Here is a 21,939-nt window from a genome sequence, read left to right as displayed (position 1 = left end):
ATGACGATGCAAGCGGAAGTGATAGTGGTCGGCGGCGGCATGGTCGGTGCGGCCTTGGCTTGTGCGCTAGGGTATGGCGGGGTCGAAACCATGTTATTGGACAGGCGCAGTCCGGAGCGGCAATGGGACGAAAGCCTGCGGGATATCCGCGTATCGGCGTTGACCAAAGCCTCTCAGGCCATTCTGGAGGGTGTCGGTGCTTGGCGCGGAATCGTGCAAAAAGGCGCCGCGCCTTACAAGGACATGCGAGTCTGGGATGGCCGCTCCGATGGCTATTTGCATTTCGATTGCGCCGATACGGTGTTCCCCGAATTGGGACATATCGTCGAAAACCGAATTACGGTCGCGGCGCTTTGGGACATCTTGGACGGCTTGCCGACCGTTCAATGCATCACGCCTGCCGAAATCGAGCGCATGGAATCGATCGAAAACGGCAGGCGCCTAAGATTGACGGATGGGCAAAGTTTTGAAGCGCCTTTGGTGGTTGCCGCCGATGGGCGCGAATCTGCCTTGCGGTCTATGGCCGGTATCGGCGTGACGGGTTGGCCCTATCGACAAGACGGTTTGGTCGCGACTGTGCAAACCGAGCTCGAGCATCAAGCGACAGCATGGCAGCGGTTTCTCGAAGAAGGTCCTTTGGCTTTTTTGCCCCTTTTCGATGGTCAGTGTTCGATCGTCTGGACCTTATCGACCGAGACTGCGCAACAGTATTTAACATTGCCCGATGACGAGTTTTTAAGGCTATTACAGCAAGCATCGGGCGGTATCCTTGGTAACATGCTCAAGATCGGTCCGCGCGCGGCCTTTCCGCTGAAATTTCAATTTGCCGACCGCTATACCGACAGTCATTTGGCATTGGTGGGCGACGCGGCGCATGCGATGCATCCTTTGGCCGGACAAGGCGCCAATGCCGGTTTGTTGGATGCCGCAGCCTTGGCTGAAGCCGTCATAGACACTCAACGGTCGGGGCGGCCGTTATCGGGTGTTCAATATCTAAGGCATTATGAGCGCTGGCGTAAAGGCGATAACTTAATGATGATGGCGAGTATGGATTTAATCAATAAAACCTATGCGGTCGGCAATCCGATGTTCGCCAAACTACGTTCGTTCGGCATGAACCGTATCAATCATACTACGGCGTTGAAAGATTATTTGAACCGTCATGCCATGGGATTAAGGGATGACTTGCCGCGCTTGGCCAAAGGGCAGGTCTGTTGGTAAGGATTTACGGTTTACCCGGTCGCGCGGCTTCTGGTATATTCGCTGTTATCCCGAAACGCTTGGTTTTTTATTAAAAAAGGCCTGTTTTTCGGCGAAAATAGAATAACAAATTAAAATGGAGTAATCGATGGCAACGGGGTTTTATATTTTAACGACGATATTTGTCGCGTATGTCGTCTATATGGTGGTCGGTGACAAGGTTAAGAAAAATAACGAATAAGTCCACGGCTTTTTTAAACGATGAAAAAGATAATAACAAACAGCCTAATGATCTTGCCGAATGGCGAATTAAACAGGCAACTCAATTAATTAACTGGAGGAAGGGAATATGGCGGAAATATTGTTTATTTTAACGACGATTTTTGTAGCTTATGTCGTTTACGCGGTGGTTGGCGATCAAGTGGCCGATATGAAAGCCATTAAGTCAAAAGAGGATTCGCATCCGGCGAAAGCCGAAACCGCTAAACCCGCTGAAGTGAAAATTGTCGAAAATAAACCGGCGCAGCGAACTGCTAAAAAAGCGCCAGAGCCAGTGGCGAAGGCGCCTGAAGCTGATGAATCGTCCGTAAGCAAAAGCGGTTTACGCGATCCTGCGACCGGCGAAACGGCCAGTATTCCGACCAATTACCGCTTTGCCAAGCGCTGGATAAAAGAGGCCATGGTCAAAGAAGGTTTGCTCGATAAAGTCTATAAAAACAGCGAATTGGACGATGAAGCCAATGCCAAAATTAAAACGGCTTTGGACAGTTTGCTGCAAATGGATAAATACCGGGCCTAATAGGCTGCCGCATCACCTCGGTCGGGCGGTTTACGGTTGAGGTTTGCTAGCCGTTCAATGGATAGCATTGTAGGGTGCGCATCGCGCACCTTTCCACGGTGCCTAACCGACGAGAGGTCCCGACATAGGTGCGCGATGCGCACTCTACGCCTGGCGCTTTATAACCTATGATCGGCAACACTTTCCAAGACATGTTGAAATTAAAAAGCGAGAACACTGGAATTGGCGAAAAGGGCTTTTTTCGAAAGGCCTAGTCCAAGCCCAGTTTTTTTAACCGGTAACGCAATGATCGGAACGATAACCCCAGCTCTTTTGCTGCTGCGGTTTTATTCCATCGGTTATTTTCGAGTGCGATGGTAATAGCGGTTCGCTCGATATCTTCCAAATAATCTTCCAACGACGCTTTTGACGGATCGAACGCTGGCGCATCAGGGACGATTTCCGGATTAATCGGCAGATTTAAATCGTCCGCATCGATCGTTTTGCCGTCGCTGAGCGCAACGGCGCGTTCCAGAATATTCTCGAGTTCCCTAACATTGCCCGGGAAACGATACCTTTTCAATGCGGTCAGTGCTGATTCCGAAAGCTGAACTCGGTAAAAGTTGTTACTATTGAGCGAAGCCAAAATGTGTTCGGCCAGTTGCGCGATATCAGCGCCTCGTTCGCGAAGCGGCGGAATATTGAGATCGATGACATTGATCCGGTAGTATAAATCTTGCCGAAAAACCCCTTCCTGAACCAATTGATTCAAATCTTTATGCGTGGCGCTCAGGATGCGGACATCGACCGGCGTTTCGTGTTGTTCGCCGACTGCGCGTACTTTTTTTTCCTGAATCGCGCGGAGTAATTTGACTTGCAGCGAAGGAGGCAGATCGGCGACTTCATCGAGAAATAGCGTACCGCCCTCGGCTGCTTGAAATAAACCTTTTTTATCGGCAATTGCACCGCTGAAACTGCCTTTTTTATGTCCGAAAAACTCGCTTTCCATAAGTTCGGGCGGGATTGCGCCGCAGTTTACGGCAACAAAAGGCTTGTCGCTACGCGGGCTTTGTTGATGAATCAAGCGCGCCACCAATTCCTTACCCGACCCCGATTCGCCGCTGATATAGACCGGCGCCTGGCTACGCGCCAGCTTGTCGATTTTAGACCTGACTTGGCGCATCGGCTCCGATTCGCCCAATAAAATATGTCGTGTGCGCCTTTCCTTGGTATCGGCATCGGGGGCTAATTGTAAGGCTTTCGTGACGATTTGCCGAAGTACCGGTAAATCGACCGGTTTTGAGATAAAGTCGAAGGCCCCGGCTTTCATTGCCTTGATCGCAGTGTCCATGTTGCCGTGTGCGGTAATTACGGCAATCGGAATCGTGCTACCCGTGCTTTGAAGGTATTCGACCAATTCGAGCCCGTTGCCGTCGGGTAGCTTCATGTCGGTCAGGCAAAGATCGAACGGATGTTGTTGCAACAACCGGCGAGCCGAGCTGACATTTTCCGCGCACAAGGTATCGATGTTCATGCGTTTGAGCGTAATGCTTAACAGCTCTCGGATATCCGGCTCGTCGTCGACGACTAAAGTCAGGGGGTGTTTCATATTTCAATCAAAGTTTGTTCCGCGTTCGGTAAACAGAGCCGGAAGCAACTTTGGCTCTGGTCGGTAATATGATAGCTTAGCCTGGCTTGATTGAGCTCGGCTAATTCCTTCGAAATATAAAGCCCCAGACCGGTTCCTTGCGCCGAAGTAGTAAAAAAAGGTTCGAACAGATGCTTGCGGTGACTTGGATCGATGCCGGGTCCGGAGTCTATCACTTCGATGCAGAGCATTTGTTCATGTTGACGGATCGCTAATGAGATTAGTTTTTTTTCCGGGCTGCCGTATTTCAAGGCATTTTGGCACAGATTGTCGAGAATTTGTTTTAAATGGCCTTTGTCCACCAACGCTTGCGGGTGCTTCGATTCGGTCGTCATGGTGAAAAGATCGCGAGCGAAACCGTTTTCAGCACAGAATTGCTCAATGTAGTCGTCTAGCCATTGAATCAAGTCGACTTTTTTACGTAACGAAGCGCTACGCCGGGACAATTGTAAAATATCCTCGATAATCTTGTTCACGCGGGTCGAATGATCTCTAATAATTTCGGTTAGGCGCCGGTCTTCGTCCGATAATTCGATGTTTTCCGCCAGGAGTTGTCCTGCATGGCTGATGGCGCCGAGCGGGTTGCGAATTTCATGAGCGATGCTGGCGGTTAATTGCCCAAGCGAGGCGAGTTTGCTTTGTTGCAAACGCTGATTGTAAAACGCGATATCTTCAAGAATGATCATGTTGAGCGCTTCGTGCCGGGTCGGAAGCGCCGTAAACCGGGTTTGCATCTCGCTGCCGTCCGTTAAGGGAATCACAGCGAAATCCTGGCTGGGGTCGTTCAGCCAGTACGAGAAAGCTTCCGCTAAATAGGGAGAAATAGTATGTAGACGATCGGGCATTGTTGAGCATTGGGTAAGCCTTGCGGCGGCTTCGTTACTCATCCGTATTTGATGGTCGCGATCGGAAATGATAATTCCCGATTGTAAATGTTGAATGATGTATTTGCTGAGTTCCTCGAGTTGGTTGATGGTTTTTTGCTGCGCGGTGGACTGCTCGGTGCGTTGCGCGAGCGCATAGGCCAGCATTGCGATCGTAAAGAATGAAGCGCCGAGCATAGCGGCATAGGTATAGGCGGTATCTCTGAAGCTATGGGTTTGGAACGCATAAATCTGCTCGGCAAGAATGGCCAAACTAGCAATGGCGGCGAATAGTAGCGCGCATCGCCCGCCGATTAAAAGTCCGCTTGCGGCGATCGATGCGGCGAGTAAGATACCGACGCCGCTGTTGATGCCGCCGCAAGCATGCATGATCAGCGTAATGAAAATAATGTCGGTGAAAATGAGTGTTTGAGCCTGAACGGTATAGCTAATCAATCGCCGCAACAAACAAAAACCGGAAATTATCGTCAGCGCCAAATGACTGCTGCCACTGATGATAAACAAGTATTCGTCGTGACGGGCTCCCGTGCCGGGACCAAGTTGGCTAAAGAATAACATCACGAATAAGCAAGCCAGAATCAGCCGGTAAGTCAGGAAAACTTTTAACAGCAGCCAGGCTTGTTGGCGAGGGATGCCGTATCCCATCGAAAAAGGACAAGGATAAATAATATCGGATTTGTTTTCCGGTTTGAGTTCATTAAGCATGGTGTTTTATTGCGGCTTGGTTAAAATAAACCTACAGTAACATTCATGAAGGCCCGGTCATCGCCCCGGCAAATGACAGTTCGAGGCGTGGCGGAGGGTGCGGTCACTCGCTCGACAGGACGCCGTGAATACGTCCATGTAGGCTCGACGGCGGCTATCCTTGCCGCCGACGCCTGTCAATCGAGCAACCGAACCCTCCAAAAATAGGGAAGTTATTTACGGCCAAATCCTTAAGGCGGGACAAAAGCACTAAGGGTTAACCGTTCGCCCTGAGCCTGTCGAAGGGTGGATGGTTAATCCGCCCATGGTTCGACAGGCTCACCACGAACGGATTAACCTTAAACTGTCCCGCGTTAAGTGAGTAGCCTTCATGTCGAAAAATTAGATAAAGAGTCCAAATTTACAAACTTTCATAGTAAACAGGTTCGAGAAGCAGGATAAATACGGGAGTTTGTTTACCGGTCTAATATAGAAAGCTATATTTTCGAATTGGACCTAAATGTAAGCAAGATATCAGGTAATTTTTTAACCACCGGAAAATAACGATGAACATCCATGAATACCAGGCTAAACAGTTGTTCAAACTCTATGGCATTCCAGTGCCGGAAGGCAGTCCGGCTGAAACGGCGGGACATGCCGAACAGGTCGCGCGCGAACTCGGCGGCAATGCTTGGGTCGTCAAGGCGCAAGTTCATGCGGGCGGGCGGGGCAAGGCCGGCGGCGTCCAAATTGCCAAAAGTTTAGACGAGATTACCGAATTCAGCCGTAAATTGTTGGGCACGCGCTTAGTGACGCAGCAAACCGGCGCTGAAGGCTTGCCGGTCGAGACGCTTTATGTCGAAAAGGCCGGGCAAATCGATCGCGAGTTTTATTTAAGCGCATTGGTCGACCGAGGCAGCGAACGCGTGATATTTATCGCATCGGCGGACGGCGGCATGGATATCGAAGAAGTTGCGGAAAAAACGCCGGACCGAATCATATCGTTTCAAGTCGATCCTGCGGCCGGACTTCAGCCTTATCAATGCCGAAAAGTCGCATTTGCGTTCGGATTACAGCCTACACAATTCAAGAGTCTTGAAAAAATCATGGCCGGCATCTATAGGCTGCTACTGGAAAAAGACGCAGGCCAGATCGAAATCAACCCGCTCGTGACGACGGATTCAGGCGAATTGATCGCGGTCGATGCAAAGATCAATTTCGACGACAACGCGGTCGCCGCGCATTCAGATATCACCGCGATGCGCGATCCCGGTCAAGAAGACGAAAAGGAACACAAGGCGCAGCAATTCGGGCTCAATTACATTACCTTGGACGGCAGCATCGGCTGCATGGTCAACGGCGCGGGGCTCGCGATGGCGACGATGGACTTGGTGAAATTGAAAGGCGGGAGTCCAGCTAATTTCCTTGATGTCGGCGGCGGCACGAATACCGAAAAAGTCGCCGAAGCGTTTAAATTGATTCTGGCCGACCCGAATGTCAAGGCCGTGCTGGTCAACATTTTCGGAGGCATCGTCAAATGCGACGTGATCGCAGAAGGCATTTTAGCCGCAGTCAAGGAGGTCAGTGTCAAGGTTCCGGTCGTAGTCCGGCTCGAAGGCACGAATGCCGAGGCGGGGCGCAGATTACTTCGGGAATCGGGATTGAATTTAGTAGCGGCCGATGACTTGGCAAAGGCCGCCGAACAAGTAGTCGCACTGGCGGAGGGTGTATGAGCATTTTGGTGAACAAAGCAACGAAAGTCATCTGTCAGGGCTTTACCGGTAAACAAGGCACTTTCCATTCGTTGCAAACGCTCGAATACGGCACGCAACTGGTCGGCGGCGTAACGCCCGGACGCGGCGGCGAGACTCATTGCGATTTACCTGTTTTCGATACGGTCGAACAGGCCGTGCAAAGAACGCAGGCTGAAGCCACGGTGATTTATGTGCCGCCGTTCTATGCGGCCGATGCGATATTGGAAGCCTTCGATGCCGGCATTAAAGTGATCGTCTGTATCACCGAAGGTATCCCGGTATTGCACATGCTGCGCGTCAAGGCCGCGATGGCCGGGTCCGATGCGGTTTTGATCGGCCCGAATTGTCCCGGCATCATCACGCCGGGCGAATGCAAGATCGGCATCATGCCGGGTTTCATTCATCAGCCCGGCAAGATCGGCATCGTGTCGCGATCAGGGACATTGACTTACGAGGCGGTGCATCAAACGACGCGCGAAGGCTTAGGTCAAAGCACCTGCGTCGGTATCGGCGGCGATCCGATTCACGGCATGAATTTTATCGACGTGATCAGCCGCTTTCAGGACGATGAACAAACGCAGGGCATCGTCATGGTCGGTGAAATCGGCGGCAGCGAGGAAGAAGAGGCGGCCGAATACATCAAGGCGCATGTCACGAAACCGGTGGTCGGCTATATCGCCGGACAAACCGCGCCGCCCGGAAAACGCATGGGTCATGCCGGTGCGATCGTGACCGGCGGCAAAGGTACGGCGGCAAGCAAAATCGCCGCGATGAAAGCGGCCGGCGTCGAAATGGTCAGCTCGCCCACCGAGATCGGCGAAGTCATGAAAAAAGTCTGCGGCTAGAAAAAGGCGCGCGATGCGCGCCCTGCGACTGATATAGCGGCTCCCACAAGAGATAGGATGGTTCTGTGGGAGCGATCCTAGCCTGTCGAAAGACTGATCTAGTCCGTTATTATTTTCCCCGATTTTTGGCTTTTATGTTTAAAAAATTCTTGGCGCTTTTTTCTTACCGTATAAGGGATATTCTTCTCCTCCCAGTGTGCTAGATCTACTTGAAATGCTTTATTTAATGCCTGGTCAATCACCGCTTCTTTTCGACTGCCACATAAAGCAGGAATCAATAGCACGGAGCGATTCATGTCAGCTTGCGGACTGCGTTCAAGCATATATTTATAATTTCCAAACAGCGTTTCAATAATATCGCTACTGCTTAACAACGGCAGTTCGGTCAGCTCTGCTTGAATCTGCACATGCTTTTTTAACCAAGCTTGTAGGTGTGTTTTGACTTTAGAATTTCGCGGCAATGTTTTTGATAATTGGTAACATTGTTGGTAGGTGACTTTGTTAAGCCCTTTGTTTTTAATGATTTCCATCACCTCTGAGACTATTTTAGTCGTCAACGCGAAGCGCTCAATAAAGGGTTTCATCCGTAAAAAGCCCGGAAACACCGTCCGTAATTTAGCTAACACGCTGCCTTTCTTCGCGCCGCCTTTAACGGCAAAGACATCCAGCATTTTAGCCCCCCATTCACCGAGTTTACTGATGCTTTGAAAACGGCCCTTTAGTCCGTAATTTAGGGGGTGTCAAACAGGCAAATTCTGTCTGTCTCAGGCATTTCGCACCTTGACCCAGTGCCGCAGTAAAGGCTTTATAATCCGCTGTTTTTTCAAATTGACTTTTCAGCGCGCTGGCCATGCAGTGACCGATGTCATCAATGACGGGCACCGGTTTTCCTTGTTTGGCCGACCAATGTCGCACACCTTTTGCCAGCGTGTAGTCGCAGTCTTTAACAATCGCTTGAGGTACGCCGGCGATAGCAAAAATGTCCTCTAAGTCCTGGCAAACCGTCTGATGATTAACCGTTTCACGCACCTTAAGACCGATACATTCACAATCTTGTAATTGAATAGCGCTGCCGCGTTGGCGCAGCGACTGTGTTTTTACGCGGAGCACGACCAGTGCTTTTTTAGTCCCTATATCAATGGAGTAATCAATGATCGCAATCCAAGGCTCGCACGTTGGGCACACTTGGCGCAGTAACCCTAAGCCGACGCGCAAACTCCAGTTAATCACCGAAGTAAAATGTGGCGTCCACGGTAATTCAAGCGATGTTTGTGAATGAAATAATTCAAGAATGCGCGGAACGCTACGAAAAGAAACCACCGCATCAAGCACGATAAGCACGCATAAAAGTCGCGTTTGCTGAGCTTGTGTTATGTCAATAACCGTTGAAGGATTCGCGGGTACAACAGCAATATCCTGGGTTGTTAGGGTTGACTGATGCTCGAAGGTAATGTTTTTTTTGCTTCGACAAGCTGCTCTAACTGGCAATTATTCCGTTTCAGTTCCGCTATTTTTTCAAATGACGTTTTTGTGTTTTTCTAAGCTCACGAAGCTCAGCTGCGCGCTCAGTCGCTTTGTTTTTCCATTCATCGCGGCTGTTTAGTAGTTTTGACATTTGAAGCATAGTATTTGGGGGATGGGTTAAAATAAGACCTATTTGTACCGCATACAGCGATAATTTTAAATCCACAAGCTGAGGAAATAAAATCACTGTAAAGTGAACGATTATAAACCATATAGTTGTGCTTCTTTTAGCTAAGTCATTGATTAGTCGCTTTATGAGCAAAATAAAAGCGGCTTAAGCTGTCGTTTTGGTCAAACGATTGCATCCAGAATGATTTTAAGTTATTGAATATTAATAAGGTATGTGATTTGATGCATGCGTTTCGACAGCCTAGAGCGATCCCCAGATCGCGATTTCGAAGCCGGGAGGGTTAGGTGATATCAAACGGTATCGAAGCCATATTAGCTAAACTTCCAACCCCAAAAAATCATCTACATACTGGAGATACGATATGAAAACACTGCATCCTCAATATATCGTAGATGCAAATCAAAACAAAACATTATGCTGTTGCCCAAGCTCCAGCTTGGGTAACCTATTCGGGAAGCTCTAGCTTCCCGACAATCAAGGAAGATTGAATGAGCAAGTCGGAGTTGATCGAGAATATGCGGAGGTTGTGTCGGTCACAGGAAGCTCCAGCGTTACGAGACGCTAGAGCGTCTCGGTCTTCGTTCCCACGCTGGAGCGTGGGAACGATAGGGGGAATAATTACGGGATAAGAGCTGAGAAGCGGCTAATTCACCGACGGCTGATAAGCTACCGAGAAATCGTTCAGTGCGGCCAGCGCGGCTTCCGGCTTTCTGCTTTCATCCAATTGAAAGGCATCGACGCCGGTTCTGTGCAGATAAAATATCTGATCGATCAAGTAATTACCGACCGCGCGAATTTCGCCGCGGTAATGATAGCGGTTGCGCAGCAGCCAAGCTTGACTGAACGAACGCCCGTCGCCGAACATCGCGATGTCCAATTCGACCAAAGGCATTCCGGCTAAATCGCCGGCAATGTCTTCAAGCGCATCGGTCGAGCGAATTCTGAGACCGGTTTGTCCTTCGCGCCGAGCAAAGGAGTCTTTATCGTTCAGCCAGCGAGATACGGAAACGGTAATATCGCCGGTTTGCGGGATGTCTTGGTCATCGGCGACAAATTGCCAATGGTCTTCGGTGATTTTTTTATCTTTAATGATTTGCATAAACTTGCTCTTTAAAGGGCGTAATGCCGACGCGATTAACGGTAGTCAAGAAAGACTCGTCTTCCTGTCTTTGCTTGATGTAAACATCGAGAATGTCTTGCACGGCCCGCGTGATTTGATCTTTGGCAACCGCAGGCCCCAGTCTTTCCCCGATCGCGGCTTCGTTTTCGGACGAACCTCCCAGTGTGATCTGATACCATTCCTCGCCTTTTTTATCGACGCCGAGAATCCCGATATGGCCGACGCTCTGATGCGCGCAGCCGTTCATGCAGCCCGAGATGTTGATCTTGATATCGCCGAGATCGTGCAAGTAATCGAGATCGTCCAGGGCCTGATTGATTTCGCGGGTAATGCCGATGGAACCAGCGTTGGCCAGCGAACAGAAATCGAGGCCCGGGCAGCAGATGATGTCGGTCGCTGTGCCGATATTCGGCGTGGCCAAATTGGCGGCGACGAGTTCCTGCCATAAGGTAAACAAATCCGCCTGCTTGACATCGGTAAGAATCAAATTTTGCCGGTGCGTACTGCGGACTTCGCCGAAACTGAAATGGTCGGCCAAATCGGCGACCAAGTCCAATTGCGTATCGGTAATGTCGCCGGGCGGAGTGTCGGGCGCTTTCAGCGAAATGAAGGCAGCACGATAACCGGGTACGCGATGATCGGCGGTATTCTGCCGGACCCAAGTTGCAAAAGTCGGATTGTCTTGGAGACGATCATTGAAACTGCAGTCAAGATCGGCGCCGGTTTCGTAGGCCGGCGGCGCGAACTGAGCTTTAATGAATTCAATACGCTCCTTGCTTAGCTCGAGACTACTTTTGTTCAGCTGCCATTCTTGCTCGACCAGTTCGGTGATCTTTTCGAGGCCTTCTTCTTTAACCAAAATTTTGATTCTGGCTTTGTACTTATTGTCGCGGCGCCCGAATAAGTTGTAGATACGAACGATGGCTTCCAGATAAGACAATAGATGCTTTTTTTCCAGAAACGGACGAATGACTTGCCCGATGACCGGTGTGCGACCCAGACCGCCGCCTACGAAAACTTTAAAGCCGACTTCGCCGGCATCGTTTTTAACCAAATGCAGGCCGATATCATGAAATTGCGTCGCGGCCCGATCGTGCAGCGCGCCGCTGACCGCGATCTTGAATTTGCGCGGCAAAAACGCGAATTCGGGGTGCAGCGTAGTCCATTGGCGAATAATTTCGCAGTAAGGGCGGGGGTCTTCGATTTCATCCTTGCACACGCCGGACAAGGGGTCTGTCGTGGTATTGCGCATGCAGTTGCCGCTGGTTTGAATCGCATGCATTTGAACCTCGGCCAGTTCCGCGAGAATGTCCGGGACTTCTTCGAGCTTGGGCCAATTGTATTGAATATTTTGGCGCGTCGTAAAATGACAATAACCCTTGTCGTATTTACGGGCGATTTCGGCCAATTTGCGCAATTGCCTGGACGACAGCAGGCCGTAAGGGCCGGCTACGCGCAGCATCGGCGCGTGAGTTTGAATGTACAAGCCATTCATTAAGCGAAGCGCGCGGAATTGATCGCCGTCGAGTTCTCCTTTCAGGAAGCGTTCGGTTTGGCCTCTGAATTGGGCGACACGTTCATCAATGAGCGTTTGATCGTCTTGAGTGTATTGGTACATAGTGAGGATGAGCTGTTGGAAAAGCGCCCTAGGAGGGCGAATAAGTGAGCCGGCGTAACTATTCAGTTCCCCGGTAATTATCGTTCCCACGCTCTGCGTCACTGCTATTAAGTTAAGCCGTTCGTGGTGAGCCTGTCGAACCATGGACGGCTTAACTTATCGACCCAGGCTTTTCCATTCACCCTTCGACAGGCTCAGGGCGAACGGAAAAATCCTTAACTTAATGGCAGTGACGCTGGAACGTGGGAACGATAGGGGGGTGTGAATTATTACAAACCGGCAATATTATACCGACACGGATAAAATGACAAAGTTTATTATGCGGTTATAATATCCCGCTTGAAAAATTTTAACGGTCTTTTTCCAATAATTTACTAAATCAGGGGGTTCTTTTGTTGCGGCTTATATTTGTAATACTGGCTTTGTGTCTGCCGGAGCTGGCGCTGGCGGGCGGGTTTGAAAACTTGGGGCTAACCGGTACCGAGCGAGGTATCTATACCGTATTAGTTTTCGTGATCGCGTACGGATTCGTGATGGCCGAAGAATTTACTGGATTGAAAAAATCCAAGCCGGTCATTTTTGCGGCGTGTATTATTTGGGCGCATGCCGCTATTCTAGCGACCTCGAAAGGCATTTCGGTCGAAGAGTTGCACGAAGCCTTCGAGTATAATTTGAAAGAATACGCGGCTTTAATGTTGTTCTTGCTGGTTGCGATGACTTATATCAACGCGATGGCCGAGCGTAATGTATTCGAAGCGTTGCGTTCCTGGCTGGTCAGAAAGCAATTCGGTTATCGTAAGCTGTTTTGGATTACCGGTGTGATCACGTTTTTCCTGTCGTCGGTTGCCGATAACCTGACTTCGGCCTTGTTGGTCGGCGCTGTCGTATTGGCGGTCGGTAAGAAAAACGATAAATTCATCACGATCGGTCTCATTAACCTAGTGATTGCGGCGAATGCCGGCGGCGCGTTTTGTCCGTTCGGGGATATCACGACGCTAATGGTATGGCAAGCCGGTTATGCGGAATTCTTCGACTTTTTCGCGCTGTTTATACCGTCCGTGGTCAATTACCTTGTGCCAGCCGCTTTCATGCATTTCGCGGTGCCGAACGAACAGCCTGAGGCGGTTCACGAAGCAGCGATCGAATTGAAACCGGGTGCGGTAACGGTTTGCGTATTGTTCGCATTGACCATCGTTTCGGCGGTCAGCTTCAAGCAATTCCTGCATTTGCCGCCGTTCATGGGCATGATGTTCGGACTTTCGGTCTTGATGCTCTACGGTTTTCATATCACCACGCTATACCGCAGTAACGAAGATTACGAATTCGATATCTTCAACAAAGTGCGCGATGCCGAATGGGATACCTTATTTTTCTTCTTCGGCGTCGTTTTCGCGGTAGGCGGGTTGGGTTATATAGGCTATCTCGAACTGATGTCGGTCGCGATGTACGACGGACTCGGATTTACCTCGGCCAACATACTGGTCGGTGTGATGTCGGCGATTGTCGACAATATTCCTGTGATGTTCGCGGTATTGAACATGGGCTTGGATATGGACTTGTACCAATGGTTGCTGGTTACGCTGACCGCCGGTGTGGGCGGGTCGATGCTGTCGATCGGTTCGGCGGCGGGCGTAGCGTTGATGGGGCAGTCCAATCATAAATACACCTTCTTCAGTCATCTGAAATGGACGCCGGCGATCGCCGCCGGTTATGCCGCCAGTATTTTCGCTCACTACTTGGTGAACGGCTAATCATGGCGCATCGGCTTCGCGTTGACGCTCCGCTGCTTGATTGCCGGTTGCCGGCATGACGGCTGTTAAGAGCGGATGGCGCGAAGCCTTCCTCGTCTATACCCGGCCTCGCGTGCTGGGTATGGTTTTTCTCGGCTTTTCGGCCGGTCTTCCTTTTCTATTGGTGTTTTCGACGCTGTCGGCATGGCTGCGCGATGTCGGCGTCGAATTGTCCGTTATCGGTTTTTTTAGCTGGGTCGGCGTAACGTATTCCGTCAAATTCTTTTGGGCGCCGGTGGTCGACACGTTGCCGCTACCCTGGTTGACCAAGTGTATCGGCAAGCGGCGCAGTTGGATGTTACTGGCTCAATTGGGTATTGCCGCAGGCCTAGTCGGCATGGCGAGCGCCGATGTCGAATCGCAATTGCAATGGATCGCGATATTTGCCGTTTGGGTGGCGTTTTGTTCGTCGACCCAAGATATCGTTATCGATGCTTATCGAATCGAAGCGGTCGTCGTCGAATATCAAGGCGCGATGGCGGCGATGTATGTGCTCGGGTATCGAATTGCCTTGCTAGTGGCCGGAGCCGGCGCATTTTATCTGGCCGAGTATTTCGGCTGGGCTATTGCCTATCAACTAATGGCGGCTTGCATGCTGGTCGGTGTCGTGGCCACGCTGATCATTGACGAGCCGCTCCCTAACGAAGATCAAGAAGCACGGAAATTGGCGCGAAGAGTAGAGGCGGCCTTCGGAGTGGCCGGTCCCCGAAATTGGATGGCTCGATTGGGCGCCTGGTTTTCCGATGCGGTGCTAAGCCCGTTCGTCGAGTTTTTCACGCGGAACGGCAAATTCGGCTTGATGATACTGGTGCTGATCGCGACTTATAAAATGAGCGACATCACGATGGGCGTGATGGCGAACCCGTTTTATTTGGATATCGGCTTCAGTAAAAAAGAAATTGCCGACATCAGCAAAATTTTCGGGTTTTTCATGACCATCGCCGGGGCCTCGATCGGCGGTGTATTGGTGGCCCGTTACGGCATCATGAAGCCTTTGTTGCTCGGCGCGGTGATGGCCGCAGCGACCAATTTACTGTTCGTGCTGCTCGCCGTCTCGGAGCCCAGTTTGGTTTTGCTCGCCGGCGCCGTCAGTGCCGATAATCTCAGCGGAGGTATTGCGACCGCAGTGTTCATAGCCTACTTATCGAGTATGACCAGTACGGCCTATACCGCGACCCAATACGCCTTGTTCAGTTCGCTGATGACTTTGCCTGCGAAACTTCTAGGCGGGTTTTCGGGAATAGTGGTCGAGCATTACGGTTATGAATGGTTTTTCGTCTATTCCGCATCGGTCGGATTGCCGGCAATCGTATTGGTGCTGGTGTTGATGAGGCGCTATGCGCGAGTAAATATTCAGTCCCCCTCTTTGAAAAAGAGGGATTAGGGGAGATTATTTAGATAAATCCCCCTCAATCCCCCTTTTTCAAAGGGGGAGGCAAAGTTCCAGCTTATTTCCTGATTAGCAAGATGCTTCAGCTTGTCGAAGCGAAGTGTCCAAGCAGGGACCAGTCGTAGTCGCAAAAACTAAAATATGCTGTTACCCAAGCTCCAGCTTGGGTAACCTGTTCAGGAAGCTCTAGCTTCCCGAAAATCAAGAAAAATTGAACGAGCGAGTCGGGGTTGATTGAGAATGTGCGGAGGTTGTGTCGGTCTCAGGAAGCTGGAGCTTCCGGGGTGTCTTTCCCAAGCTGGAGCTTGGGAAAGAGCGTGATGTGGGTTGGCCGTTTTTAGCTTGACGCGCATGGCTTGTGAACCCCGTCCTAAACGTTTCGCCCGTGGCCAAGGCAAATCAAAACGTTCAGGGCGGGTTAAATAACCCGCCCTTGCGTGTAGAAAGAAGCAAATGCCATAAGGGATCGATCAAAAATTGATATTGCGATTTACTTATATAAACAGTATCATACGCAGTTCATTAATAAGTACGTGGCCCACTAACGGGTAATTTGGAAGCAAACATGAAACCAGACATTCATCCAGAATACAAACAAATCACAGTCACATGTGGTTGCGGCAATACCTTCGAAACCGGGTCCGTATTGGGTAAGGATCTTCAAGTTGAGGTATGCTCCGCATGCCACCCTTTTTATACCGGTAAACAACGGGTAGTCGACACCGCAGGAAGAGTAGACAAATTCCGTAAAAAATACGGCAAATAAACCAATAGCCGAAACCGAAAATTTCTTATGCGCCGGATTGCTACAAAGGCGCAAACCTTTCCGATGTGAGTATTCCGACCCCGTTGGCAAATTACCGCAATTCAGGCGTAATTGTTGGCCTCCCCCTTTGAAAAAGGGGGATTGAGGGTATTTATTTAAAAAATCTCCCGCCTAGCAGGACGGGGTTTGCAACCCCGTTCTAAATGTTTTGACTTTGGCCGAAGTCAGCCGAAATGTTTAGGGCAAACCGAAACGTTGGGGACGGGTTAAATAACCCGTCCCGCAGAAGTGTCCGAGCAGGGGCCAGTCTTAGTCACAAAAACTACAATATGCTGTTACCCAAGCTCCAGCTTGGGTAACCTGTTCAGGAAGCTCTAGCTTCCCGACAATCAAGAAAAATTGAACGAGCGAGCGTGTCGAGGTTGATTGGGATTGTGCGGAGGTTGTGTCGGTCTCAGGAAGCTGGAGCTTCCGGTGTGTCTTTCCCAAACGGAAGAGACTGTGAAAGTATTTTCTCGCTCCACAACGACAGGACAGCCTGCCGGGTTGCATGCCTGGCTTATTGGGTAAGCCAAGCTTCCAGATCTTCGATGTTATTAAAATCCAACAGGGCGTCAGCCAGCTCTTCTAGCTCGGCTAAAGAATAAAGGCTTAATTGCGTCAAAGCGTTATCTAAGGCCGGTTCGCGGCCAAATTTGCGGCGTAATTGGCGTGTAACCAGAGCAAGGCATTCTTGTTGCCGGCCTTGTTGCACGCCTTTTTTCATGCCTTTTTGCATGCCTCTTTCAGTGGCAAGCCGTTCGACGCTGGTAACATAGGGCATTTGAGTTTCTCCTTCAATAAGTTGAATATCTTGCCATAATTGCTGTTCGAGCCAATCGGGCAAACGCATCATCCAATCCAGCACAGCGAAGAGATCCAATATTCGCTGCTTCTCCCAGCCTTGTTGGTACAGTAAACGCACTAAGGCTTGTTTGGCTCGATAGCGTGATTCCGGATCATGCTTGGTTTGCCGTGTGCGCAGGTGCGCCGCCGTGATAATCGCAAAAGGATTAGGATGTTTTTCCAGTTGTTCAAGTTCGCTTTCATACTCCAATAATTTGGCAACCGGAAAATTCAACTGGTGACTACAGCCGAGCACCTTAAAGCCATAATGATCGGGTTTCCAATGCGCATCGTTGTCGGCCAAAACCGCAAGGCTGGCGATTGGCCGCGCATAACGGTCAAATAACCGGTAATTATAAGTGAACATGCGTTGCGCAAAGGCCGGGTCTTTTTGGCCTTGGATTTCGATATGAATATAAATCCAGCTTTCCATGCCTGTCGATAAAGTCACTTGAACCAGCGCGTCGGCGTAGCGTTTGCCTAACTCGGCATCGCGCACCACTTGCCGCAGTTCGGTGTTTTTAAATTCATATCCTTTATCCCAATCGATTTGCGTTTGAGCGCTGGGAAAATAAAAGGCCATGAATTCAGGAAATGCATGTTCGAGTATGTCTTTCCAGGGGGTGTCGTAATCATCGGAATAAACTTCAGCCATGCCGGCAATTCTCGCATAGATAGATTGATAATGCGACGATTTGAATGCCTTATGCCAAGGCTTTTTTGATGGACGTAACTTTGCCATCCACCGGACTAAGCGACTTAGAAACGAAATAATGTGTGACTGAAAGATCAGCCCCCATCGCCCGATTTTCCTCGAAGTCAAATGTAAGGCCTGATCCCGATTTTTTTGTTTACGGCGCTATGGCTCGTAATCAAGAAAAAGTAACCTGACCCCTTTTGTGTGACCCCTTTTGTGGACCCCTTTTGTGGGACTCGATGATAACGCTTGTCTCAACAACATGCGTCCGATTACGCTACGCTAATCGGACCTACGCGGGCTTAATGTCAAATGTAAGGCCTGACCCTAATCCCCCTGATCCTCCTCATGTCAGTCCAACAATACTGCTCGTTGTACATTAGGGGTATAGTTGCGTCTCACTTTCCAAAGATCGTAAGCCGCTTGCTGGGCTAACCACAAATCGGCACGGCCACCATTTTCCAGGCCCAGCCAATTTTCCAGGCGCAACGCCATTTCCGGCGAAATGGCTGCTTTACCATTTAACACACGCGATAAGGCCGCACGGGTTACGCCGAGTTGCTTAGCCGCTTTAGTAACGGTTAAAGCCAATGCGGGTAAAACATCGTCCTTTAAAATTTCTCCGGGGTGGGGGGGGGTATAAATATGCGTCATCGTTGATACCTCATTAGTGATAATCCACGTAGTCAACCAGGACTACATCTTCACCTTCAAATTTAACAGTAATTCGCCAAATGCCACTTACCTTAATAGCATAATATCCGGCAAGTTCACCGGCTAAAGCGTGTAACCGCCAACCCGGCAAATTAACATCGTCAACAGATCCGGCTATATCCAGCCTTAGCAACTGGCGAGAAAGTTTCGGGGCATGGTCAGGAATAATCCCGGCTTTATTGTCTGTTTCAAAAAAAATCTTTAACCCTTTATGCTGAAATGATTTAATCATGGCTAAATCGTATAGCCAAGCGTATCACTTGTCAGCTTATGCGCAATCCTCACCGGAGTTATTAAGAAGATCAATCACAGAGCTGACAAAAATTGTCACAAACCGCCGTTTTTAGAAAGTCGTAACGAGTAGGATTTCCGGTCTAGGTGACTGAATCGAGCCGCTCGCCAAAAGGGTATTCGCCTAATGCATTGAAATGCAAAGAACTCCGCTCTAGTTCTGAAGATTGGCATGGCGAATGCTTTATTCTAGCTGAATTCAATTCGAACTTTTTACCAACACAGGGGTGGTTACCATGCAAAATTTTAAAACACAAACACAACAAGGTTTTACCTTGATCGAACTGATGATCGTGGTCGCGATCATCGGTATTTTGGCGGCGGTCGCGCTGCCGGCTTATCAAGACTACACGGTTCGGGCTAAAATGTCTGAAGTCGTTTTAGCGGGGAGCACCTGTCGAACCGCGATTACTGAAGTAGCGCAAACAAGTAGCGCATCAACTTTACCAGCCGCAAATCAATGGGGGTGTGAAACTACAGCTCAATCATCCAAATATGTTAAGTTAATTGCGACCGACAATGCTGGTAAAGTTACAATTACGGCGACTGGTTTTGGTGACGCTGATATCGATGATAAATTCTTGACTTTAGTGCCAATGAAAGACGAGACTACTCCTCTTGCGAACACTGATGTTGGAGTTCAGGTTTTCAGATGGCGCTGCGGTCTTACCACTGACGGCACTACTATCCCTTCCAAATATTTACCAGGTTCTTGCCGCGGCTAATAGGTTATTCGTAAGACGGATTGGTGCCCATTCCCACTCTTACCGGATAATGGGATCATCTATAAACCGCTCTACCTCTTTGGGTAGAGCGGTTTTTTTGTTCGGCGGCTATTTTATTTTTTTGTAGCTATATCGGCTTCGTTTGGCTATGGAATCATTCTTAGGGTTAATTCACATCCCATCGATCGACGTTTCTTGTGAATTCAAAAAAAATTCCGATAAGCTAAGTCAAAAATACTTGTAAAAATAAGACACCTCTAATCTCCTACTTTGGATTAATCCAATGAAGAAAGCCTTATCCTTTTTTTTTGTTACAGCAACAGTCTCCCCTACCAGTAACAGGGCACTGCCCATTTTGGTTCTATTAATTGCCTTGTATTCTGTTTACTCCGCGGGCTTCGGTGGTATTTTTTTCTTCGATGATCCTCCTACTTTAGACGGTTTGCTTTACGTTAAGGATTGGCCTAGCGCGCTGTTTTATATCGTTAATGGCGATGCGGGGCCGCTTGGTCGTCCGGTAGCCTTGGCCAGCTTCTTGTTGAATGCTTCCGCCTATCCCGATTTCGCCACCCCTTTTCTAATCACGAATACTTGGATTCATTTGATCAATGTCCTCTTGTTGGCGTTGATTATCCGCCGATTGCAAAAGCTATGTCCTGATTTGTTTTCTGGCGGCTATGGCTTTGCCCCATTGGCGGCGGGACTTTGGGGGATATTGCCGATATTGGCGTCGACCTCCATGATGGTCGTGCAGCGCATGACATCGCTCAGCGCGACTTTTGTGCTAATCGGGGTTTGGGTGTATCTATGGGGGCGCGCACGGCAAACGCAAACTTGGTCTGTTTGGCTGACAATTTTTGGCGTAGGGTTATGTACTGTCCTCGCGATGTTGACCAAGGAAAACGGTGTGTTGTTGCCGGTGTTTCTGGTTATCATCGAATGGATCTTATTGACCGCCGAAGAGCGGAATACGCCCATGTGGCCTCGGAATTATTTGCGAATGGCCATTGTGTTGCCGAGTGTCGTACTGGGCTTGTATATGCTATGGATTTTGCCAGGTTCTGTCCATGCCTATGGTAACCGGGCCTTTAGCTTAAGCGAGCGTTTATTCACGCAACCGGTTATCTTGTGGGATTATTTGCGACTGGCTTTTTTACCTAGACCTTTCGCGCTAGGCCCTTTCCATGACGATTATCGGATTTATCAAGCGACGGATTGGGAGGCTTGGCTGGCTGGATTGGCATGGTTGGTAGCCTTCGTCGGTGCCTTGATTTGGCGGCGGCGCTATCCTGTCGTGGCGTTTGCCGTGTTGTGGTATTTGGCGGGGCATTTCATCGAGTCCTCTTGGATTGCTTTGGAATTGTACTTCGAGCACCGTAATTATTTACCGCTCATCGGCCCGGTGTTGGCCTTGTCCTGGGGCTTTAGCCGTATGCCGCTTTCTAAGGCTTTGAAATACGGTATAGGCGGATTGTATTTTTGCTTTCTCGCATTTGTGCTTTGGCAAGTGACATCGATTTGGGGTAACCGCGAACTGGAGCTATGGGCGCGGCAACATCCCGCTTCCCCGCGCGCAGTGCAAACCATGGCGCATTCTTATGTTTCCGCAGGCCGCTTGAATGAAGCCCAAGCGATTTTGGATCGGGCGCTATCGTTAAATCCGGCGTTAAGTAGTGTCGCCATGCAAGGTTTAAGATTGCGTTGTATGCGCGGCGATGCCGAAGGGGTGGCGTCGCATTTGGCGATGATGCGGACGACATTGGCAAACAGTCATTTTAGTTATTTGGCTTTATTTTCATTGGACGCCATTCGCAAGCTTCATGAACAGGGTGCTTGCCCTTTTTTACGAACAGAAGATTTGCATCAAATCAGCAAGCAGTTGTTAGCGAATCCCAAATTTTCCAGAGCCCGCACTCAAGCCGCATTATGGTTACTTCAAGCGCGTTTATTTCTGTATGAGCAACAACATGATTTGGCCATTGAGTTGTTACAAAAGGCCTTTCATCGATCCCCCGACCAGGAAGTGTTAGTTTTGTTATATACGCAACTGCTTCAGCAAGGACGGAACGCCGATGCTCGTGAATTATTGCATCTAGCCATCGACAAGGCCCCTAAAAATCCAATACTCAGACAACAATGGATTGCTGTTGTTGAGCAATTGGAATCATAGCCGCGTTTCCCGTTCTCATGCTCCAGTTTATCGCTCGTTCCCAAGCTCTTTGCTTGGGAATGCAGTCCGAGAAAAAAGGGGTCGAAAAAAGGAAAAAAGGGGTCAGGTTACTTTTTTTCGGTTACAGGAAAGTTAATGAGCGAAAAAAGGGGTCAGGTTACTTTTTTTCGGTTACAGGAAAGTTAATGGGTGTACATTAGCTTGTCGTAATCGATAAGCCAAGCCAATCCATTAAGCAAATTTGGGCTTTTTTTCGAATTCTCTGTCTTGCGAATCAATCTCTTCAGTTTGTTATTGAACCGTAAGTTAATAAGCGAGTTATTTCC

19 protein-coding genes are annotated in these 21,939 nt (G+C 49.5%); 9 read left to right on the top strand and 10 right to left on the bottom strand.

Features of this window, described 5'->3' with window-relative positions; genetic code table 11:
* Entirely contained in the window at positions 1-1,221 is a 1,221-nt protein-coding gene (locus tag METBU_RS0111135) for a UbiH/UbiF/VisC/COQ6 family ubiquinone biosynthesis hydroxylase (RefSeq protein WP_017840702.1), read from the top strand.
* A 328-nt stretch (positions 1,222-1,549) separates the two neighbouring features.
* The gene (locus METBU_RS0111125) at positions 1,550-1,999 is read left to right on the top strand and encodes a hypothetical protein (protein WP_017840700.1); all 450 of its coding nucleotides are present in this window, start codon (positions 1,550-1,552) and stop codon (positions 1,997-1,999) included.
* Positions 2,000-2,249: 250 nt separating this feature from the next.
* Here the strand turns inward: METBU_RS0111125 and METBU_RS0111115 are convergent, their stop codons facing one another.
* Both METBU_RS0111115 and METBU_RS0111110 read right to left on the bottom strand, forming a co-directional pair.
* The gene (locus tag METBU_RS0111115) at positions 2,250-3,587 is read right to left on the bottom strand and encodes a sigma-54-dependent transcriptional regulator (RefSeq protein WP_017840699.1); all 1,338 of its coding nucleotides are present in this window, start codon (positions 3,585-3,587) and stop codon (positions 2,250-2,252) included.
* Entirely contained in the window at positions 3,584-5,215 is a 1,632-nt protein-coding gene (locus tag METBU_RS0111110; RefSeq protein WP_017840698.1) for a sensor histidine kinase, read from the bottom strand. Before METBU_RS0111110 ends, METBU_RS0111115 begins: the two co-directional genes overlap by 4 nt.
* A gap of 545 nt (positions 5,216-5,760) precedes the next feature.
* On the opposite strand from METBU_RS0111110, the gene sucC reads away from it, so the two are divergent.
* Complete coding sequence (gene sucC, locus METBU_RS0111105) at positions 5,761-6,927, top strand: ADP-forming succinate--CoA ligase subunit beta (RefSeq protein WP_017840697.1); 1,167 nt, start codon at positions 5,761-5,763, stop codon at positions 6,925-6,927.
* Positions 6,924-7,793 carry a succinate--CoA ligase subunit alpha gene (gene sucD, locus METBU_RS0111100; RefSeq protein WP_017840696.1) on the top strand — a complete coding sequence of 290 codons (870 nt, stop codon included), beginning with the start codon at positions 6,924-6,926 and terminating at the stop codon, positions 7,791-7,793. Before sucC ends, sucD begins: the two co-directional genes overlap by 4 nt.
* Positions 7,794-7,891: 98 nt before the next feature.
* Here sucD and METBU_RS28420 read toward each other — a convergent pair whose 3' ends face one another.
* From METBU_RS28420 to METBU_RS0111080, 5 genes are all read right to left on the bottom strand, one after another.
* Positions 7,892-8,464, bottom strand: a complete 573-nt coding sequence (locus METBU_RS28420) for a hypothetical protein (protein WP_201764857.1) — start codon at positions 8,462-8,464, stop codon at positions 7,892-7,894.
* 22 nt (positions 8,465-8,486) lie between these two features.
* Positions 8,487-9,281 carry a hypothetical protein gene (locus tag METBU_RS28415; RefSeq protein WP_201764913.1) on the bottom strand — a complete coding sequence of 265 codons (795 nt, stop codon included), beginning with the start codon at positions 9,279-9,281 and terminating at the stop codon, positions 8,487-8,489.
* A gap of 19 nt (positions 9,282-9,300) precedes the next feature.
* On the bottom strand, positions 9,301-9,504 hold the full coding sequence (locus METBU_RS28755) for a hypothetical protein (protein ID WP_235726404.1): 204 nt from the start codon (positions 9,502-9,504) through the stop codon (positions 9,301-9,303).
* A gap of 586 nt (positions 9,505-10,090) precedes the next feature.
* Positions 10,091-10,546: a DUF934 domain-containing protein gene (locus METBU_RS0111085; RefSeq protein ID WP_017840695.1), complete on the bottom strand. Its 456-nt coding sequence runs from the start codon at positions 10,544-10,546 to the stop codon at positions 10,091-10,093.
* Positions 10,533-12,185, bottom strand: coding sequence for a nitrite/sulfite reductase (locus METBU_RS0111080; RefSeq protein WP_017840694.1), 1,653 nt, complete (start codon positions 12,183-12,185; stop codon positions 10,533-10,535). Before METBU_RS0111080 ends, METBU_RS0111085 begins: the two co-directional genes overlap by 14 nt.
* A 395-nt stretch (positions 12,186-12,580) precedes the next feature.
* Between METBU_RS0111080 and nhaD the strand changes: the two genes are divergently transcribed.
* The 3 genes from nhaD (at position 12,581) to rpmE (ending at position 16,131) form a co-directional block, all read left to right on the top strand.
* On the top strand, positions 12,581-13,936 hold the full coding sequence (gene nhaD, locus METBU_RS0111075) for a sodium:proton antiporter NhaD (RefSeq protein WP_138767275.1): 1,356 nt from the start codon (positions 12,581-12,583) through the stop codon (positions 13,934-13,936).
* A gap of 55 nt (positions 13,937-13,991) precedes the next feature.
* Entirely contained in the window at positions 13,992-15,359 is a 1,368-nt protein-coding gene (locus METBU_RS0111070; RefSeq protein ID WP_175421658.1) for an AmpG family muropeptide MFS transporter, read from the top strand.
* A 571-nt stretch (positions 15,360-15,930) separates the two neighbouring features.
* Positions 15,931-16,131, top strand: a complete 201-nt coding sequence (gene rpmE / locus METBU_RS26285; RefSeq protein WP_083877704.1) for a 50S ribosomal protein L31 — start codon at positions 15,931-15,933, stop codon at positions 16,129-16,131.
* A gap of 559 nt (positions 16,132-16,690) precedes the next feature.
* On the opposite strand, the gene METBU_RS0111065 is transcribed toward rpmE, so the two are convergent.
* The 3 genes from METBU_RS0111065 to METBU_RS0111055 all read right to left on the bottom strand — a co-directional run bounded on the left by METBU_RS0111065 (position 16,691) and on the right by METBU_RS0111055 (position 18,659).
* Positions 16,691-17,758, bottom strand: a complete 1,068-nt coding sequence (locus METBU_RS0111065; protein WP_017840691.1) for a DUF4351 domain-containing protein — start codon at positions 17,756-17,758, stop codon at positions 16,691-16,693.
* A gap of 306 nt (positions 17,759-18,064) precedes the next feature.
* Positions 18,065-18,367, bottom strand: a complete 303-nt coding sequence (locus tag METBU_RS0111060) for a HigA family addiction module antitoxin (protein WP_017840690.1) — start codon at positions 18,365-18,367, stop codon at positions 18,065-18,067.
* A gap of 13 nt (positions 18,368-18,380) precedes the next feature.
* Positions 18,381-18,659, bottom strand: coding sequence for a type II toxin-antitoxin system RelE/ParE family toxin (locus METBU_RS0111055; RefSeq protein WP_017840689.1), 279 nt, complete (start codon positions 18,657-18,659; stop codon positions 18,381-18,383).
* Between the two features lie 295 nt (positions 18,660-18,954).
* Between METBU_RS0111055 and METBU_RS0111050 the strand changes: the two genes are divergently transcribed.
* Positions 18,955-19,443 carry a pilin gene (locus METBU_RS0111050; protein ID WP_017840688.1) on the top strand — a complete coding sequence of 163 codons (489 nt, stop codon included), beginning with the start codon at positions 18,955-18,957 and terminating at the stop codon, positions 19,441-19,443.
* A 373-nt stretch (positions 19,444-19,816) separates the two neighbouring features.
* Positions 19,817-21,613 carry a tetratricopeptide repeat protein gene (locus METBU_RS0111045; RefSeq protein WP_186005680.1) on the top strand — a complete coding sequence of 599 codons (1,797 nt, stop codon included), beginning with the start codon at positions 19,817-19,819 and terminating at the stop codon, positions 21,611-21,613.
* Positions 21,614-21,939 lie beyond the last annotated feature (326 nt).

It is taken from the genome of Methylotuvimicrobium buryatense 5G (assembly GCF_000341735.1).
In the GTDB taxonomy this organism is placed as follows: Bacteria; Pseudomonadota; Gammaproteobacteria; order Methylococcales; family Methylomonadaceae; genus Methylotuvimicrobium; species Methylotuvimicrobium buryatense.
Note: the sequence above shows the minus strand (reverse complement) of the source record. Positions and strands in the feature narration are given on the sequence as shown.

Coding starts and splice junctions, on each gene's coding strand:
- METBU_RS0111050 (WP_017840688.1), top strand. CDS start 18,955: ATGCAAAATTTTAAAACACAAACACAACAAGGTTTTACCTTGATCGAA.
- METBU_RS0111055 (WP_017840689.1), bottom strand. CDS start 18,659: ATGATTAAATCATTTCAGCATAAAGGGTTAAAGATTTTTTTTGAAACA.
- METBU_RS0111125 (WP_017840700.1), top strand. CDS start 1,550: ATGGCGGAAATATTGTTTATTTTAACGACGATTTTTGTAGCTTATGTC.
- METBU_RS0111085 (WP_017840695.1), bottom strand. CDS start 10,546: ATGCAAATCATTAAAGATAAAAAAATCACCGAAGACCATTGGCAATTT.
- METBU_RS0111135 (WP_017840702.1), top strand. CDS start 1: ATGACGATGCAAGCGGAAGTGATAGTGGTCGGCGGCGGCATGGTCGGT.
- METBU_RS0111080 (WP_017840694.1), bottom strand. CDS start 12,185: ATGTACCAATACACTCAAGACGATCAAACGCTCATTGATGAACGTGTC.
- METBU_RS0111110 (WP_017840698.1), bottom strand. CDS start 5,215: ATGCTTAATGAACTCAAACCGGAAAACAAATCCGATATTATTTATCCT.
- METBU_RS0111115 (WP_017840699.1), bottom strand. CDS start 3,587: ATGAAACACCCCCTGACTTTAGTCGTCGACGACGAGCCGGATATCCGA.
- METBU_RS0111065 (WP_017840691.1), bottom strand. CDS start 17,758: ATGGCAAAGTTACGTCCATCAAAAAAGCCTTGGCATAAGGCATTCAAA.
- sucC (WP_017840697.1), top strand. CDS start 5,761: ATGAACATCCATGAATACCAGGCTAAACAGTTGTTCAAACTCTATGGC.
- METBU_RS0111060 (WP_017840690.1), bottom strand. CDS start 18,367: ATGACGCATATTTATACCCCCCCCCACCCCGGAGAAATTTTAAAGGAC.
- METBU_RS28420 (WP_201764857.1), bottom strand. CDS start 8,464: ATGCTGGATGTCTTTGCCGTTAAAGGCGGCGCGAAGAAAGGCAGCGTG.
- sucD (WP_017840696.1), top strand. CDS start 6,924: ATGAGCATTTTGGTGAACAAAGCAACGAAAGTCATCTGTCAGGGCTTT.
- METBU_RS0111070 (WP_175421658.1), top strand. CDS start 13,992: ATGACGGCTGTTAAGAGCGGATGGCGCGAAGCCTTCCTCGTCTATACC.
- rpmE (WP_083877704.1), top strand. CDS start 15,931: ATGAAACCAGACATTCATCCAGAATACAAACAAATCACAGTCACATGT.